This is a genomic window from Sphingobacterium sp. UME9 (assembly GCF_014170215.1).
Lineage (GTDB): Bacteria > Bacteroidota > Bacteroidia > Sphingobacteriales > Sphingobacteriaceae > Sphingobacterium > Sphingobacterium paramultivorum.
Genome location: NZ_LZZP01000005.1, coordinates 277848 through 295160, shown reverse-complemented (window position 1 = coordinate 295160; position 17313 = coordinate 277848). Strand labels below are relative to the sequence as shown.

Annotated in this window: 12 protein-coding genes; 9 read left to right on the top strand and 3 right to left on the bottom strand. The window is 41.4% G+C overall.

The window, feature by feature from the left end:
• Window positions 1–20 precede the first annotated feature (20 nt).
• From atpD to A9970_RS09835, 3 genes are all read right to left on the bottom strand, one after another.
• On the bottom strand, window positions 21–1523 hold the full coding sequence (atpD, locus tag A9970_RS09845; protein WP_075994361.1) for a F0F1 ATP synthase subunit beta: 1503 nt from the start codon (window positions 1521–1523) through the stop codon (window positions 21–23).
• A gap of 367 nt (window positions 1524–1890) precedes the next feature.
• Window positions 1891–2541, bottom strand: a complete 651-nt coding sequence (locus A9970_RS09840; RefSeq protein WP_182982174.1) for a hypothetical protein — start codon at window positions 2539–2541, stop codon at window positions 1891–1893.
• A 147-nt stretch (window positions 2542–2688) separates the two neighbouring features.
• Entirely contained in the window at window positions 2689–3393 is a 705-nt protein-coding gene (locus A9970_RS09835; protein ID WP_153844265.1) for an NrtR DNA-binding winged helix domain-containing protein, read from the bottom strand.
• Window positions 3394–3724: 331 nt separating this feature from the next.
• On the opposite strand from A9970_RS09835, the gene A9970_RS09830 reads away from it, so the two are divergent.
• The 9 genes from A9970_RS09830 to A9970_RS09790 all read left to right on the top strand — a co-directional run bounded on the left by A9970_RS09830 (window position 3725) and on the right by A9970_RS09790 (window position 17312).
• Window positions 3725–5413 carry a ribulokinase gene (locus A9970_RS09830; RefSeq protein WP_182982173.1) on the top strand — a complete coding sequence of 563 codons (1689 nt, stop codon included), beginning with the start codon at window positions 3725–3727 and terminating at the stop codon, window positions 5411–5413.
• A gap of 17 nt (window positions 5414–5430) precedes the next feature.
• Window positions 5431–6123: an L-ribulose-5-phosphate 4-epimerase gene (locus tag A9970_RS09825; RefSeq protein WP_182982172.1), complete on the top strand. Its 693-nt coding sequence runs from the start codon at window positions 5431–5433 to the stop codon at window positions 6121–6123.
• Window positions 6124–6165: 42 nt separating this feature from the next.
• The gene (gene araA / locus A9970_RS09820; protein ID WP_182982171.1) at window positions 6166–7668 is read left to right on the top strand and encodes an L-arabinose isomerase; all 1503 of its coding nucleotides are present in this window, start codon (window positions 6166–6168) and stop codon (window positions 7666–7668) included.
• Window positions 7669–7736: 68 nt separating this feature from the next.
• Window positions 7737–9437, top strand: a complete 1701-nt coding sequence (locus tag A9970_RS09815; RefSeq protein ID WP_182982170.1) for a sodium:solute symporter family transporter — start codon at window positions 7737–7739, stop codon at window positions 9435–9437.
• Window positions 9438–9532: 95 nt separating this feature from the next.
• On the top strand, window positions 9533–10681 hold the full coding sequence (locus tag A9970_RS09810; protein ID WP_182982169.1) for an aldose epimerase family protein: 1149 nt from the start codon (window positions 9533–9535) through the stop codon (window positions 10679–10681).
• A gap of 13 nt (window positions 10682–10694) precedes the next feature.
• The gene (locus A9970_RS09805) at window positions 10695–12239 is read left to right on the top strand and encodes an alpha-N-arabinofuranosidase (protein ID WP_182982168.1); all 1545 of its coding nucleotides are present in this window, start codon (window positions 10695–10697) and stop codon (window positions 12237–12239) included.
• A 105-nt stretch (window positions 12240–12344) separates the two neighbouring features.
• On the top strand, window positions 12345–14306 hold the full coding sequence (locus A9970_RS09800) for an alpha-L-arabinofuranosidase C-terminal domain-containing protein (RefSeq protein ID WP_182982167.1): 1962 nt from the start codon (window positions 12345–12347) through the stop codon (window positions 14304–14306).
• A 1-nt stretch (window position 14307) separates the two neighbouring features.
• Window positions 14308–15363, top strand: a complete 1056-nt coding sequence (locus A9970_RS09795) for a glycoside hydrolase family 43 protein (RefSeq protein ID WP_182982166.1) — start codon at window positions 14308–14310, stop codon at window positions 15361–15363.
• 29 nt (window positions 15364–15392) lie between these two features.
• Complete coding sequence (locus A9970_RS09790; protein WP_182982165.1) at window positions 15393–17312, top strand: family 43 glycosylhydrolase; 1920 nt, start codon at window positions 15393–15395, stop codon at window positions 17310–17312.
• Window position 17313: the final 1 nt, after the last annotated feature.

Sequence of the window (17313 nt, the reverse complement as noted above, 5' to 3'; positions counted from 1 at the left end):
ATTCTTAGATATAATCTAGATTAAACTGCTTCTGCTAATAATTTTTTACCTTTTTCGATAGCATCATCGATGTTACCTACTAAGTTGAAGGCAGCTTCAGGGTACTCATCTACTTCACCGTCAATGATCATATTGAAACCTTTGATGGTATCTTTGATGTCTACCAATACACCTTTTAAACCTGTAAATTGTTCTGCAACGTGGAAAGGTTGAGATAAGAAACGTTGTACACGACGTGCGCGGTGTACAGTTTGTTTATCTTCTTCAGATAACTCGTCCATACCTAAGATGGCGATGATATCTTGCAATTCTTTATAACGTTGAAGAATTTCTTTTACACGTTGTGCAGTATTATAGTGTTCGTTACCTAAAACGGCAGGAGAAAGGATACGTGATGTAGAATCCAAAGGATCCACAGCAGGGTAGATACCTAGCTCAGCGATTTTACGAGACAATACTGTCGTTGCATCCAAGTGAGCGAAAGTTGTCGCTGGAGCAGGGTCAGTTAAGTCATCGGCAGGTACATATACGGCTTGAACCGAAGTGATTGATCCGTTTTTAGTTGAAGTAATACGCTCTTGCATTAAACCCATTTCAGTTGCCAATGTTGGTTGGTAACCTACAGCTGAAGGCATACGACCCAATAGGGCAGATACTTCAGAACCTGCTTGTGTAAAACGGAAGATATTATCGATGAAGAATAATACGTCACGGCCTTGACCTTCGCCATCACCGTCACGGAAGTATTCCGCAACTGTCAGACCTGATAAAGCAACACGTGCACGTGCACCAGGAGGCTCGTTCATTTGACCGAATACGAAAGTACATTTAGAATCTTTCATCAATTCGTGGTCAACAGTATCCAAAGGCCATTCGCCTTTTTCCATGCCTTCCATAAAGTGCTCACCATATTTGATGATACCAGACTCCAACATCTCGCGCAATAAGTCATTACCTTCACGTGTACGTTCACCTACACCAGCGAATACAGAAAGACCACCGTGACCTTTTGCGATATTATTGATTAATTCTTGGATTAATACAGTTTTACCTACACCGGCACCACCGAATAAACCAATTTTACCGCCTTTAGCATATGGCTCTAAAAGGTCAATAACTTTGATACCAGTAAAAAGTACTTCGGATTCAGTTGACAAATCTTCGAATTTAGGAGGTACGTTGTGGATAGGACGACCATTCTCCTTATTCAAATTTTGGATCCCGTCTATGGCATCACCAACTACATTGAATACACGACCTTTGATTTCTTCACCAACAGGCATTTTGATAGGAGCACCAGTATCGACAACTTCCATTCCGCGAACTAAACCTTCAGTTGCGTCCATGGCAATTGTACGTACACGATCCTGACCTAAGTGTTGTTGAACTTCTAATACAACACGTTGTCCATTTTCTTTTTGAATGTACAATGCATCGTAAATTTTAGGTAGATTTTCACTGTCGGCGAAGTTGACGTCAACAACTGGGCCGATAATCTGCGCTATTTTACCAATCTTGGGCATATTATAGGGACTAAATATTTATTAATCAATTTTATATAAGAGACATAAAAGGCCTCTTTTTTGGTCAGCAAAAATAAGGTTATTCGTTTTTAAAAACAAATAGAATTTGCAATTAAATTACAATTTTATTAATGTAGGTCAAAATGTTATCGATTGTAATTCTGTATGTTTCGATTTCTATACCTCCAAATATAGTTTTTCTCTTTTATTGGGCTACGTATTTTTGAAGTTTAGTGCTTTACTTCACTGAATCTTTTATTCGTTTTAGGAATGGAACCTGATTAAATAAAATCGACCTGTAACGGAGTGCCTCTAGGATTCGTTACAGGTCGATCAAAATAAATCTGCTATTTTATGAAAAGCAGGACTAGATTTTTTTGTTTAGTTCGTCCTGCAACTGGCGCTTGAGCAGTTGTTCCTTTTCCATGGACTTTTTGCGGAAAGTAGCGAATTCCTCCTGCGATTGCTCGGCCGTTTTTTGGAATTCCACCGTGTCCACTTTCGCTTTCCGATAAGAAAATAAAAAGATAAATGCTGCTACTGCCAATACGGCAATGATCGTCCAAACAACAGTATTGTAAAAAGTTTTAGATGTATTGATTCCTAAGAAAGAGAAACTTTCTGTTTTTTCCTTCTCCTGTGTCAGCTGATCCTTTAAAACCTGAATAGAATCTTGTAAAGTTTTGGTGTTGGATGTATAGTTGCTTGAAGACGATTTTAAAGAGCTGATTTCCTTGTGGAGTTTTGCTACGGTATCAATTACATTTCGTTTCACAATATCAAGATTGGTTTTTCGTACCATCTTGAAATCATAGTTGTTTTTCGAAATATAATTCAGGTGGTCAAATTGATTTGCCAAACTTCCTTTTTTTAATCCATCCGGACTGTACTTGAAGGCATTATCCTGTTGTGTTGCTGTAGTGGCGGGAGCCGCAGCAGGAGTTTGTGCCTCCAATAGCGTATGTGATGAAATAAATAAAATCGTAAAGAATATAAATGCTAATCTCAATTTGCTCATGTTGTTTATTTTATAAAATGCGTTAATCTAGCTTATCCTAATTGTAAAACTAGGATATACCTGTGATAAATATAAGGAATTATTGAAAAAACGAAAATGTTAAGTGAAATATATTCCAATTCCCATAGGTCATTTCCCGCTACTTTATCATGATTCGATAGACCAACTTGGCAAATACCGTAAAAAGGACATGATCTTTTCCTTATAAATCGCCGTATTTAATTTGAAATAGTATGCTCCTTTTTTTGAATTTTCCTTATCCTTTTCCTCCAGTTTGATTATGAGGTCTGAGGAAAGCAGTTTTCGGCTGAAATTGCGCTTATCCAACTCGATATTGTAAACTCCCTCATAGAGTGCTGCAATCTGGGGAATCGTGAATTTCTCAGGCAGCAGTTCAAATAATATCGGATACAAGGCTGCTTTCATACGTAGACGGTGCTGTGCCGAAGCGATCATCTGATCATGATCGAAGATCAGCGTTGGGTGCTCCCGTAATGGAAACCATTGAGCTTCGTAATCGTCACTTAGGATATGTTTATATTGCTGCGTATCAATCAGCGCAAAATAACAGATACTAACAACCCGGTCGCTAGGTTCACGCTGAGGTTCACCGAATACACTACATTGCTCCATGTATACATTCTCAAGTCCTGTTAACTGTTTGAGCACTCGGCTCGCCGCCTCTTCCGGACTTTCGTCGGATTGAACGAAACCACCCATCAGACTCCATTTATTTCTTTCTGGTTCGAAATCACGTTTAATTAAAAGTACTTCAAGGGATTCGCCGTTAAATCCAAATATGATACAGTCTACTGCCAAAAGGATCCCTGAATCTTTTTTATAATATTCCATCGTCTATCGTTTTATCTTTTTATCTGACACCACCCCATTTATTCCACGAGCAAAACTATGTAAAAAAGTAAATAGCTAAAAATAAGTATAATAATTGTCTGTTACATCCCTTTAAAAGGCTTTTATACACCTATGTCAGGAATTCGGGTTAACCATAATTTGCTGCTATGAAGTTAGCTCTATTTTTTAAATATGAAAATTTTCTTTCATATTTAAAAAAATAAATGTTTGTTTGACACTAATTATTTTTTCAAGGCGAACTTCAGAAAGGGGGGGATTGAAAAATAAGGCGTTAGAAACAATTATAAGTTATAAACCAAATTCAGCAAAAATGAATAAATCGTATGTCATTGGGGTGGACTATGGAAGTGATTCGGTCCGTTCGGTATTGGTTGATGCTAACAATGGCGAGGAAATAGCTTCTTCTGTATTTTACTACCCGCGTTGGAAAAGAGGGGAGTATTGTGATGCTGCTTTAAGTCAGTTTAGGCAACACCCGTTGGATTATATCGAAGGCTTGGAAGCGACAATAAAAGATTGTTTGCTCAAATCGGAAATCGACAATATTGGCGCGGCTGTAAAAGCAATTTCCGTGGATACAACGGGATCTACTCCAGTTGCCGTAAACGCAGCCGGGGTTCCATTGACATTGTTGGACGAGTTTAAAGACAATCCCAATGCCATGTTTGTCTTATGGAAAGATCATACAGCTGTTGGTGAGGCCAAAGAAATTAACCTGCACAATCAAAATAGTCCGGTGGATTATTTGAAGTATGTGGGCGGAGTATACTCTTCTGAATGGTTCTGGGCCAAATTACTTCATGTTTTTAGGACTGATGAAAAGGTCCGTACCGCCACATATAGCTGGGTTGAGCATTGTGATTATATTCCTTTTCTATTGACTGGAGGAACACAGGTGTCTGCTATGAAGCGTGGGGTTTGTTCAGCAGGTCATAAATCGCTTTGGGCCAAAGAATTTGATGGCCTACCTCCAAATTCTTTCTTTTCAACACTTGATCCATTGCTGGATGGTTTGGTTGATCGTTTGTTTTCCGAAACATACACTGCTGATCAATCTGCCGGTCAGCTTTCGGAAGAATGGGCGCAACGATTAGGTCTTACAACATCAGTCGTTGTTGGTGTCGGTGCATTTGACTGTCATATGGGGGCCGTCGGAGGACAAATTGAGCCATATTATCTGAGTAAGGTGATGGGGACATCGACCTGTGATATGCTAGTTGCCCCAAAGGAGGAGGTTCAGCATACGTTGGTCAGGGGAATCTGCGGTCAGGTAGACGGTTCAATTATACCGGGAATGATTGGTATGGAAGCTGGACAATCGGCATTTGGAGATGCTTACGCTTGGCTGAAACAGGTGTTACTGTGGCCAACGAAAAATTTGATACAAGATATTGAAGAGATCGAAGCGCATACGCGTGAACAGTTGATGGCAACCCTAGAAGATAAACTCTTGTTCAGTCTAAGTGAGCAGGCTGCATTACTTTCCGTAACGGCAACATCTGAATTAGCTTTGGACTGGCTCAATGGTCGTCGAACTCCGGATGCGGATCAATCCTTGAAAGGAGCGATTACAGGCTTGCACCTTGGAACAGATGCTCCGCGGATCTTCAGGGCGATTGTCGAAGCGACTTGTTTTGGCGCGAAGGCTATTGTTGACCGTTTCGTGGAGCAGGGTATTCCGGTAAAAGGCTTGATCGGTTTAGGCGGAGTTGCAAAGAAATCACCTTTTATTATGCAAATGATGGCGAATGTGATGAATATGCCTATTCGTATTCATAAAAGTGAACAGACTTGTGCCATTGGCGCAGCAATGTTCGCCGCAACAGCTGCTGGTTTATATGACCGGGTTGAAGATGCTATGAAGGCAATGGGGCAGGGTTTTGAACGAACTTACATACCTGAGGAAAAATGGGTAACCATCTACGCCGAACGCTATGAATATTACAAGGCTTTGGGAGCTTTCATCGAAGGAAAGGAATCGCTCGCCATTACTGTTTAACCATTCAAATTTTAATCATGTATAATTCAATTAAAGAAGAAGCCTACCATTGCAATATGCAATTGCCCCAGCTGGGATTGGTGCTTTTTACATTTGGAAATGTGAGCGTTGTCGATCGTCGTCAGGAAGTTTTTGCGATTAAACCAAGTGGGGTTCCATATGAAGAGCTTTCACCGGAACACATGGTGATTGTAGACTTTGATGGTCATGTGGTTGAGGGAAATCTTCGGCCATCATCAGATACGAAAACTCATGCGCTATTGTATAAACATTGGAAGGAAATCGGTGGGATCACCCACACACACTCCACCTATGCGACAGCATGGGCACAGGCGCAACGGGATATTCCCATTTTCGGAACGACACATGCCGATCATTTGACGGTCGATATTCCCTGTGCTCCACCAATGCACGATGAGATGATCGCCGGAAACTACGAGCATGAAACGGGGTTTCAGATTATCAATCACTTTGCCGAAAATAAGCTGGATTATAAAGAGGTGGAGATGATTCTCGTTGGTAACCACGCACCGTTTGCCTGGGGTAAAACTGGAACAAAGTCTGTTTATAACAGTGCAGTATTGGAACAGGTTGCTAAAATGGCTTGGTTGACAGAACAGATCAATCCGAATGCGCCTCGATTAAAGCCTGCACTGATCAAAAAGCATTACGAACGGAAGCATGGGATCAACGCCTATTATGGTCAATAATTTTCAGTAATAAAAAATCTATAGCAAAAACTACAATTTAACATGAATATCAATTTAAAAGAGCTTGAGGTTTGGTTTGTCGTGGGAAGCCAAGACCTATATGGTGAAGAAACCTTGCGACAAGTTGCCCTACATGCTGAGGAAATAGCCAATTATTTACATACCCAAGCAGCGATTCCAGTAGCGGTAAAATATAAACCGATCGTAAAAAATACGGACGAGATTTATGCAACATTGGCAGCCGCCAACAATGAAAAAAACTGTATTGGGGTTATTACTTGGATGCATACATTTTCACCTGCAAAGATGTGGATCAGAGGATTAAAAGCCTTGCAAAAGCCATTGTTGCATCTGCATACGCAGTATAATCAGGATATCCCATGGAATAGTATCGATATGGATTTTATGAATCTCAACCAAAGTGCGCATGGGGATCGCGAATTTGGACACATCGTTAGCCGCTTAAAAATAGGTCGTAAAGTCGTAACAGGGCATTGGCAAGATGCGGAAGTGCTGGAACGGATTAATGTTTGGGCGCGGGCAGCCGCGGGATGGCACGACTGGCAAGGGGCTAAGTTTGCACGTTTCGGCGATAACATGCGTTATGTGGCTGTTACGGACGGCGATAAAGTAGAGGCAGAGTCGCAATTTGGTTTCGCTGTAAACACCTATGCCATTGGTGATTTGGTAGAGGTTATCAATGCGAGTACTGAAGCGGAAATCGCGGCATTATTAGCGGAGTACGAAGCGACTTATGAACTTGCCGAAAATGTGAAAGCTGACGGTGAATATCGTGCTAACCTCATCGAAGCTGCTAAAATAGAAATTGGCCTACGGAAATTTTTGGAACAAGGAAACTTTAAAGGTTTTACGGATACTTTTGAGGATCTGCATGGGATGGTACAACTTCCAGGCTTGGCGGTACAACGTTTAATGGCTGAGGGTTATGGTTTTGCCGGCGAAGGGGATTGGAAGACTCCGGCTTTGGTGCGCGCTTGCAAAGTAATGGGGGCAGGATTAGCGGGAACGACCGCATTTATGGAGGACTACACCTACCATTTTGATCCGCAGAATCCCATGGTACTTGGCTCACATATGTTAGAAGTGGACCCAGCTTTAGCAACTGGAAAACCACGTATAGAAGTACATCCGCTAGGAATTGGCGGCAAGGCGGATCCTGCCCGTTTGGTTTTCAATGGTCAGAGCGGAGATGCATTGAATGCCTCTTTGGTCGATATGGGAACGCGTTTTCGTTTAATCGTGAATAAAGTACAAGGTGTTGCTGTGGAAGAAGAGTTACCTAAGCTTCCTGTTGCGCGGGTGCTATGGAAACCGCTGCCAGATATGAAAACAGGCTGCAGTGCCTGGATTGTGGCAGGGGGGGCACATCATACCGCCTACAGCTTGAGCTTAACTCCCGAATACCTGGAAGATTTTGCACGTATTGCCGGACTGGAATATGTATTGATCGACGAGGATACTACGGTAGCGAAACTCGAAGATCAATTGAAATGGAATGAACTATATTATTTACTAAGTAAATAATAACCTAAGCCATTTATACCTGCTCTTCGGGTATAGATGGCTTATTGATAATAACCAATTTGGGAAATATGGAAAAATTTGCAACGGTAGATTACATCATCTTCGTAATTTACTTCTTTATTGTAGCCGGTTATGGCTACTGGATTTATCGTAAAAAGACGAATAGTTTAAGCAGCAGCAAGGACTACTTTCTGGCAGAAGGATCACTGACCTGGTGGGCCATAGGCTCTTCGTTGATCGCATCGAATATTTCTGCTGAGCAGTTTATTGGTATGAGCGGTAATGGATTTGAGGTCGGTATTGCTGTAGCCGCTTATGAGCTCATTGCTGCGGTAGCGCTAATTATTGTTGCGGTTTGGTTTATTCCGGTCTATCTGAAAAACAAGATTTTCACGATGCCTCAGTTTTTGAACAACCGATACAATGAAACGACGAGTCTTATTATGGCAATCTTCTGGTTGTTTTTGTACGTTTTTGTCAATCTGACTTCCATTTTGTATCTCGGGGCAATCGCCATTTCGAGTATGGCCGGAGGTGGCGACAGCTTCCACACCATTACAGTTGCTCTAGCCGTATTTGCCGTTATCATCACTTTGGGCGGAATGCGTGTTATTGGCTTTACAGATGTTATTCAGGTTGTTGTATTAATTATTGGTGGTATAGCGACGACCTATGTGGCATTGACCTTGGTCAGTGAACATTTTGGTTTGGGACAAGACGCCTTAGCTGGATTCAATAAACTGATGGAAGATTCGCCGGAGCATTTCAACCTATTTGTCGATAAACCAGGGCCGGGTGCCAGTCAGGAAGATATCAATAAATATCTGATGCTGCCTGGAATAGGGATGTACCTTGCCGGGATCTGGATTGTCAACCTAAATTACTGGGGTTGTAACCAATACATCACACAACGCGCTTTGGGAGCAGATTTAAAGACGGCACGCACAGGGATTCTTTTTGCAGGATTTCTAAAGTTGTTTATGCCGATTATCGTTATGCTTCCCGGGATAGCTGCTTATGTGCTTTATAAAAATGGTGCGTTACAACACGAAATGGCTCCTGGAGGGGTGTTTCATGCTGATAATGCGTACTCGGCGATATTGGGCTATCTGCCAAATGGAATGAAAGGACTTGCACTGGCGGCGCTTACAGCGGCTATTGTGGCCGGATTGGCCGGAAAAGCAAATAGTATCGCAACGATCTTTACACTGGATATCTTTAAAAAATACATCAATAAAGATGCGAGCGAAGCAAAAATGGTCTGGGTTGGAAAGATAACAATTGTGATCTCTATTCTACTTTCTGTTTTATTTACCTGGAATGATGCACTGGGCATCGGTGGCGCCGGAGGATTTACTTTTATCCAAAAATATACAGGTTTTATCAGTCCGGGTGTTTTTGCGATGTTTTTGCTCGGTATGTTCTGGAAAAGGACTACGGGTGCAGCTGCCATTACAGGCCTTGTTACGGGATTTGCATTGTCGGTATTTTTCAACGAGTTTGCAACAAAAGTTTTCGGACCAGAAACATGGATCTATACGGCATATCTTAACAAAGCGGGCGTTTATGAAATTCCATTTCAGATATGTATGGGACTAGCATTTGTGTTTACGATGATCGCTATGATTGCTGTCAGCTTATTTGGACCAAAAGTTAATCCAAAAGCTTTTGTGTTGGATCGATTGATGTTTAAAGTGGAACCGTCCGTATTGGCATTAATTGTTGTGACTTTATTGTTGGTGACTGCTATCTATGTGCGTTTTTGGTAGAAATGTTGCCATTTGAATAATTAAATGATTATGAACCATTCCTAATTAAAATTAGGAAGCCTCCATCAGACCGATGGGGTAAAACTTAATTGCAGATGAATAAGAAAATTATTATTGGTTTGTTGACTTGTGCTTCATTGGCTTATGGCTGCCAGTCTTCATCAACTCAAAGTAAACAAGCAGCGACCTTGGCTGACTCTACCTCCAACCAAGCTTTTGATAGCCAGATTGATGGTAAAGAAGTTAAACTATTCCAGCTCAAGAATAACAAACTCGCTATTACATTGACAAATTATGGCGCACGCCTGGTAAGTTTAAAAGTGCCAGATAAAGACGGTAAATTGACTGATGTGATTTTGGGCTATGATTCGGCCAAAGAATACAAGGATAACTATAATAATTTTTACGGCGCAATTGTAGGGCGTTACGGGAATCGGATTGGCAAAGCATCATTTAAACTGAATGGAGAGGTTTATTCTTTAGAAAAGAATGATGGCGAGAATTCACTTCATGGCGGTACCAATGGCGTTTACAATAAAGTGTGGGATGTAGTCAGTAGCACTTCGACATCAATCACATTAGCCTATACCTCACCTGATAAAGAAGCGGGTTATCCGGGAACGGTCAAGATGGAGGTTACCTATACCCTGGAGAACAATGGTGCTTTGGCCATAGCCTATCAGGCGACAACAGATAAAGAGACGGTCTTAAATCTGACCAACCACGCTTATTTTAACCTCAATGGGGCTGGAGATTCTTCTATTTTGGATCATGAACTTCAAATTGATGCAAAGGCAATTACCGAAGTTGACAATACCTTGATTCCAACTGGAAAGAGTTTGCCTGTAGCGGGAACAGCATTCGATTTTACAAAACCGACACGTATTGGTGCTCGTATTGAAGATGAAAATGCACAACTGAAGATCGGAAAAGGCTATGACCATAATTATGAACTAAACAAGAAAGATGGTTTCCAGAAGGTCGCACAGGTGTATGCCGCGAAAACGGGTATTGAAATGGACATCTACACAACCGAACCTGGTTTACAGTTTTACAGTGGTAATTTTATGAAGGATTCTGACCCTAAAGGGAAAGAGGGAAAAGTGTATCCATTACGTTCTGCTTTCTGTTTGGAGACACAACATTTTCCAGATGCACCAAATCACCCCAATTTTGCATCAACGGTATTAAAACCTGGAGAAAAATATAGTTCAAAAACAACCTACCAATTCAGTGTGAAATAATAAAATCTATATAATGAAGCTAAGATTAAAATTAGGCGTTGTTTTTACGCTAGCCACTGGATTGTTGTATGGACAGAGTAGTGTAAGATTGGAAACACCGCAGCAGGAGCAGATTATAAGTCGACATATTTATGGACATTTTGCCGAACATTTGGGACGCTGTATTTATGATGGATTTTATGTCGGGGAGAAAAATGACTCGATTCCCCATTCCGATGGCGTCCGAAAAGATGTCATCGAAGCCCTTAAGAATTTAAACATTCCCAATTTACGTTGGCCAGGAGGATGTTTTGCCGATACGTATCATTGGAAGGATGGAGTTGGGCCCAAAGCGCAGCGTCCTGCTATCGTAAACAACTGGTGGGGTGGCGTGACAGAGGATAATTCTTTTGGCACACACGATTTTCTCAACATGTGTGAATTGCTTGGTGCGGAACCTTATCTGGCGGGTAATGTGGGTAGCGGTGAGGTACAGGAGCTTGCCGACTGGGTCCAATATGTGAATTTTAAAGGAGAAAGCCCCATGTCGGATTGGCGACGAAAAAATGGTCGGCAGGAACCTTGGAAGGTAAAATTCTGGGGCGTAGGAAATGAAGCCTGGGGCTGTGGTGGAAATATGACCGCCGATTACTATACCGACATTTATCGCAAATACGCCACTTTTATGTCGGATTGGACCAATGGAAGTGGTTTGTATCGGATAGCATCAGGAGCTAATAGTGCAGATTACAATTGGACGGAGACACTCATGAAGAAAATTCCGAGTGGTTTGATGAAAGGCATGGGACTTCATCACTATGCAGTGATCAACTGGGATAACAAGGGCTCTGCGACCCAATATTCGGAGGAGGAGTATTTTAAAACCATGAAATCAGCTTGGTTTATGAATGAGCTGGTGGAGAAGAATATTGCCATTATGGACAAATACGATCCGAAAGGACTTGTGGATCTGATCGTAGACGAATGGGGAGGCTGGTATGCGGTAGAGCCTGGTACGAATCCGGGTTTTCTCTACCAACAAAATACCATGCGTGATGCCATGATTGCAGGAATGACACTCAATATCTTTAACAATCATGCTCGTCGGGTGAAGATGGCCAATCTAGCGCAGGCTGTGAATGTATTGCAGGCGGTTATTCTAACAGAAGGAAAGAATATGATTTTGACGCCGACTTATCATGTGATGGAAATGTATAAGGTACATCAGGATGCTAAGTTAATTCCTATTTCCCTTCAATCAACGGATTTTGAATTTAACCAGGAAAAAATTCCGGCCGTGTCGGTTTCAGCGTCACAAGACAAGCAGGGCCGTACACATATCTCCTTGGTAAATATTGATCCGAAAAAGAATAATAAGGTACGTGTGGATCTCGGTTCAGTGAAAGCTGCAAAAATTTCAGGCCGAATTCTTACCGCAGAGAATCTACGCGATTATAATTCCTTCAAGAAACCGACAACAATTAAACCTGCTGTGTACAATAAGACAAAGGTAGTGAATGGTGGTGCCATTGAAGTGGACATTCCGGCATTTTCAGTTATTGTATTGGAATTAATATAACAGCCAATTTTGATAGGGTGTCATGTCGTGCTACCCTATTTATGCTGTTAGAGCTGGTGTAAAAACCTGAAATGATAAATTATTGTTGAACAAATACATATAGAAATGAAAAGAGTAGTGTCAATACTGTTACTGTTAGCGAGCTTGGGTTCTTCAGCAATGGCACAGTCACCGATAACATTAAATATTGCTTTGGATAAACCTACAGGCAAAATATCGCCACATATGTGGGGCGTCTTTTTTGAAGATATCAATCTTGGTGCCGACGGGGGAATCTATGCTGAATTGGTAAAGAATAGATCATTTGAGTTTGATCAGCCTTGGATGGGCTGGAAAAAGCTCGAAAATGGTCCTGAGGGAACCTACCTGCTGCTAAACGATAGCAAACGTAAAGGCAACAAACGGTATTTAAGGATAAACAATGCGGCTAATCTGAAATTAGGACTACAAAATGAAGGCTTTAGAGGAATGGGGGTGAAAGCGGGGGCAGCATATGAGTTCTCTGTACAATACCAAGGTGCAGCTAAGGGGATGAAAATCCATGTTGAGCTGCTCGATCAACAGAATAAGGTTATTGGCGCAGCTGAACTTCCACTTGAACCCGTCGGATCATGGTCTGAAGCTGCAGTCAAATTTCCTGTCAACCAAACGGCAGATAAAGCCAAATTAAATGTTTGGTTTACAGGGACGGGTACGTTAGACGTAGATATGCTTTCGTTATTTCCAGTAGACACCTGGAAAGGAAGACCGAAGGGTCTACGTAAAGATATGGTTCAGATGCTTGCCGATATGAAACCCGGCTTTATCCGCTTTCCTGGAGGCTGTATTGTTGAAGGGAAAGATTTGGCCAATCGCTTTCAATGGAAAAAAACTGTTGGACCAATAACGGAAAGGGAATTGATTATCAACCGGTGGAATACCGAATTCAGCCATCGTCTGACACCTGATTATTTTCAGACCTTTGGTTTAGGATTTTATGAATACTTTTTACTGGCAGAAGATATTGGAGCATCTCCAGTTCCCATTCTCAATTGTGGTATGGCCTGCCAATTTAATACCGGGGAACTTGTGCCATTGGACGAACTTGACACCTATGTTCAAGACGCTTTGGATCTGATTGAATTTGCTAATGGTACAACAGATACAAAATGGGGGAAATTACGGGCGGATATGGGGCACCCTGAGCCTTTCCACCTCAAAATGCTGGGAGTTGGAAATGAAAATTGGGGTCCGCAATATATCGAACGGTTGGCCGTCTTCAAGAAAGCGTTAAACGAAAAGCATCCAGAGATCAAAATTATTGCCAGTTCGGGCACTGATCCCGAAGGAGATCGCTTTGATTTCTTAAATGATCAACTGCGGGCGATGAATATCAATATCATTGATGAACATTATTATCGTCCACCATCCTGGTTTCTTTCGAGCGCCAATCGCTATGATAATTACACTAGAAATGGGGTGAAAATTTTCGCAGGGGAATACGCTTCGCATACGACACGACCAAACGGTCCAGGGAAAAGTACCTGGGAGGCGGCCCTCTCGGAAGCCGCTTTCATGACGGGCTTGGAACGAAATGGTGACGTAGTGGAGATGGCATCTTATGCGCCATTATTCGGTCATGTCGATGGCTGGCAGTGGTCACCAGATTTAATTTGGGTTGATAACTTGCAGGTATATGGAACACCGAGCTACCAAGTACAAAAATTATATGCTACCAATAAAGGGACAAACATTGTTCCGATCAAACGGGATGGTGAATTCGTAGCTGGCAAAGATAGCCTATATGCTTCGGCAGTATTTGATGAGACTTTGCAGCAGTTGATTGTGAAGGTCGTCAATTATACCAGTCAGCCAAGGCAGTTAAATTTAGATGTATTGACGAAAAAGAAATTGTCAGCGACAGCGCAAAAGATTACATTGTCTAATGCAGATCTGAGCGTGAGCAACAGTCTAGAAGAACCGTTAAATATTCGTCCAAAACAAAATACAGTAACTTATAAGGGAAAGACAATTGTTGAAACATTTGAACCTTATTCCTTGACCTTGATAAAATTGACCGTGAAATAAGATGAACATCCGCACACTCCTTTTTACTATCCTGATCCTATTTGCGCATAACTTGTTTGCACAGGTAAAGGAATCAGATCTGGCTGCTTACCTGATGGTTTATTTCAAGGATGAAAGCCACGGGCTGTATTTTGCAATAAGTCAGGATGGCTATTCTTTCACCGATATCAATAAAGGAAAACCGATCATTGCCGGCGATAGCATTGCACAGCAGAAAGGTATTCGGGATCCCTATATCATGCGGGGGAAAGATGGTTATTTTTATATGGTCATGACGGATTTACATATCTACGCACAAAAGCAGGGTTATAGAAATACGGAATGGGAGCGTGACGGAGTCGCATTTGGATGGGGTAACAACCGGGGTATTGTCTTAATGAAATCGACTGATTTAATTCACTGGAACCATACGGAGCTCTACTTGGAGAAAGCCTTTCAAGGTTGGGAAAATGTAGGGTCCTTCTGGGCTCCCGAACTCATCTATGATGATCGTACTGGGAAGATGATGATCTATTTTACGATGCGGTTTGGCAATGGACTGAATCAGCTCTATTATGCCTATTTAAATAAGGAGTTTACAGCATTTGAATCAGAACCACAGCTTTTGTTTCAATACCCCAAAGCAAATAAAAATTACATCGATGGCGATATTACGAAAGTGGGCAATAAATACCATCTTTTTTATGTCGCCCACGATGGTGTTCCGGGCATTAAGCAAGCTGTGTCAGATTATCCAAATGGCCCTTATCAGTACGATGATCGCTTCTATGATCCTGAGCCAGAAGCCTGCGAAGCTCCGAATGTGTGGAAAAGGATTGGGGAAGATAAATGGGTTTTGATGTATGATATCTATGGGATCTCGCCACATAATTTTGGCTTTAGTGAAACAACAGATTTTAAAAATTTTGTTGATCTGGGACACTTTAATGCAGGTAAAATGAAATCTACTAATTTCACTTCGCCTAAACATGGTGCTGTCATTCCAATAACAAAGCAAGAGCTGGAGCGATTAGCGAAGCATTGGCAGTTTGATTTGTCAATTCAAAAAAAACAGTAATGTGCTATTTACAAATGAAATAACCTTTTATGAAGAAAACTAAGTTAATGTCCATTATGGGAGCTGTAGGTTTAATGATGGCTTCGTTTTTTTTCGCATCGGCACAGGAATATAAATCTGGACCATCGGAAAAAGATTTCGTTGGTTATTTGTTTACCTATTTTAAAGGCAATTCGGTTGCCGATGAAGCCGTGTGTTTTGCGATTAGCACTGATGGCTATACTTTCAGGACACTCAACAATAATCAGCCCATATTGGATTCTAAAATCATCAGTAGTACAGGTGGTGTAAGGGATCCTCATATTTTACGAGCTGAAGACGGAAAATCGTTTTACATGGTGCTAACGGATATGACGGCATCCAAAGGATGGGATTCTAACCGGGCCATGGTTTTGTTAAAGTCTACAGATTTAATCCATTGGGATCATCATGTGATTAATATTCAACAGCGTTATCAAGGACAGAAGGACTTAAAAAGAGTTTGGGCACCACAGACTGTATTTGATCCAGGAGCAGGTAAATATATGGTTTACTGGTCCATGAAATATGGAGATCAACCCGATGTGATTTATTATGCCTATGCTAATCGCGATTTTACGGATCTAGAGGGTGAACCTAAGGTGTTGTTCTTGCCTAAAAACGGTCAATCTTGTATAGATGGGGATATTATTGTTAAAAACGGCTTATTCCATTTGTTTTATAAAACTGAGGGGAACGGGAAAGGGATAAAACAGGCGATCACAGATTCATTGACTTCGGGGAAATGGGTTGAACAACCTGGTTATAAACAGGCAACAGCAGACGATGTTGAAGGATCTGGGGTTTTTAAACGCAATCAATCAGACACCTATATCTTGATGTATGATGTTTATAAAAAGGGGAAATACCAGTTTTGTGAATCTCAGGATCTAGATCATTTTAAAGCAATAGATCAACAGATTGATATGGATTTTAATCCTAGACATGGCACTATTTTACCGCTTTCAAGAAATGAGTTGAATAAATTGATTCAACATTGGGGAAAACCAGCTGATATCACCTTGAACAATGTGAAGAATCCTATATTGGAGGGATTTTATGCGGATCCGGATGTATTGTATTCTAATAAGACAAAGAAATATTATATCTATCCAACGAGTGATGGCTTTGACGGTTGGGGCGGCTATTACTTCAAAACCTTTTCTTCTACTGATCTGAAAGAATGGAAAGATGAGGGAGTAATATTAGATTTAAAAAAAGATGTACTATGGGGCAACCACCATGCCTGGGCGCCGACGATCGCAGAGAAGAAAGTCAAGGGTGAGTATAAATATTATTATTATTTTACAGCAGCTCAGAAAATCGGTGTTGCAGTAGCAGACTCGCCAACCGGGCCTTTTAAGGATTCCGGTAAACCGCTGATAGACTTCAAACCAAATGGCGTAAAGGGAGGCCAAGAGATCGATCCGGCTGTTTTCACTGATCCCAAAACCAATAAGAGTTATCTTTATTGGGGAAATGGTCATCTTGCTGTAGCCGAACTCAATAAGGACATGATCACAATCAAGCAGAATACGATCAAATTATTGACCCCCGATAGAACATTCCGTGAAGGAACATATGTCTTTTTTCGGAACGGAATTTATTATTTCCTATGGTCGGAAAATGATACACGTAGCGAGAATTATCGGGTTCGTTATGGCACTTCGACCTCTCCTTTGGGACCTATTCAAATCCCCGAAGATAATCTTATCCTACAGAAAGATATTGCCCATGGAATTTACGGTACTGGACACAATTCTGTATTGGAGTTGCCTGGAAAAGACGAATGGTACATTGTTTACCATCGATTTAACTATCCCAAGGGAATTACGATGGGCGACGCTGCTGGATATAACCGCGAAGTGTGTATGGACAAATTGCAGTTTGGTCCAGATGGGAAAATTCTTCCAGTCGTACCGAGCCATTAAA

Excerpts from the sequence above, each read along its gene's own strand:
- araA (WP_182982171.1), top strand. The coding sequence starts at position 6,166 with ATGAATATCAATTTAAAAGAGCTTGAGGTTTGGTTTGTCGTGGGAAGC.
- A9970_RS09800 (WP_182982167.1), top strand. The coding sequence starts at position 12,345 with ATGAAAAGAGTAGTGTCAATACTGTTACTGTTAGCGAGCTTGGGTTCT.
- A9970_RS09835 (WP_153844265.1), bottom strand. The coding sequence starts at position 3,393 with ATGGAATATTATAAAAAAGATTCAGGGATCCTTTTGGCAGTAGACTGT.
- A9970_RS09810 (WP_182982169.1), top strand. The coding sequence starts at position 9,533 with ATGAATAAGAAAATTATTATTGGTTTGTTGACTTGTGCTTCATTGGCT.
- A9970_RS09840 (WP_182982174.1), bottom strand. The coding sequence starts at position 2,541 with ATGAGCAAATTGAGATTAGCATTTATATTCTTTACGATTTTATTTATT.
- A9970_RS09815 (WP_182982170.1), top strand. The coding sequence starts at position 7,737 with ATGGAAAAATTTGCAACGGTAGATTACATCATCTTCGTAATTTACTTC.
- atpD (WP_075994361.1), bottom strand. The coding sequence starts at position 1,523 with ATGCCCAAGATTGGTAAAATAGCGCAGATTATCGGCCCAGTTGTTGAC.
- A9970_RS09805 (WP_182982168.1), top strand. The coding sequence starts at position 10,695 with ATGAAGCTAAGATTAAAATTAGGCGTTGTTTTTACGCTAGCCACTGGA.
- A9970_RS09830 (WP_182982173.1), top strand. The coding sequence starts at position 3,725 with ATGAATAAATCGTATGTCATTGGGGTGGACTATGGAAGTGATTCGGTC.
- A9970_RS09795 (WP_182982166.1), top strand. The coding sequence starts at position 14,308 with ATGAACATCCGCACACTCCTTTTTACTATCCTGATCCTATTTGCGCAT.
- A9970_RS09790 (WP_182982165.1), top strand. The coding sequence starts at position 15,393 with ATGAAGAAAACTAAGTTAATGTCCATTATGGGAGCTGTAGGTTTAATG.
- A9970_RS09825 (WP_182982172.1), top strand. The coding sequence starts at position 5,431 with ATGTATAATTCAATTAAAGAAGAAGCCTACCATTGCAATATGCAATTG.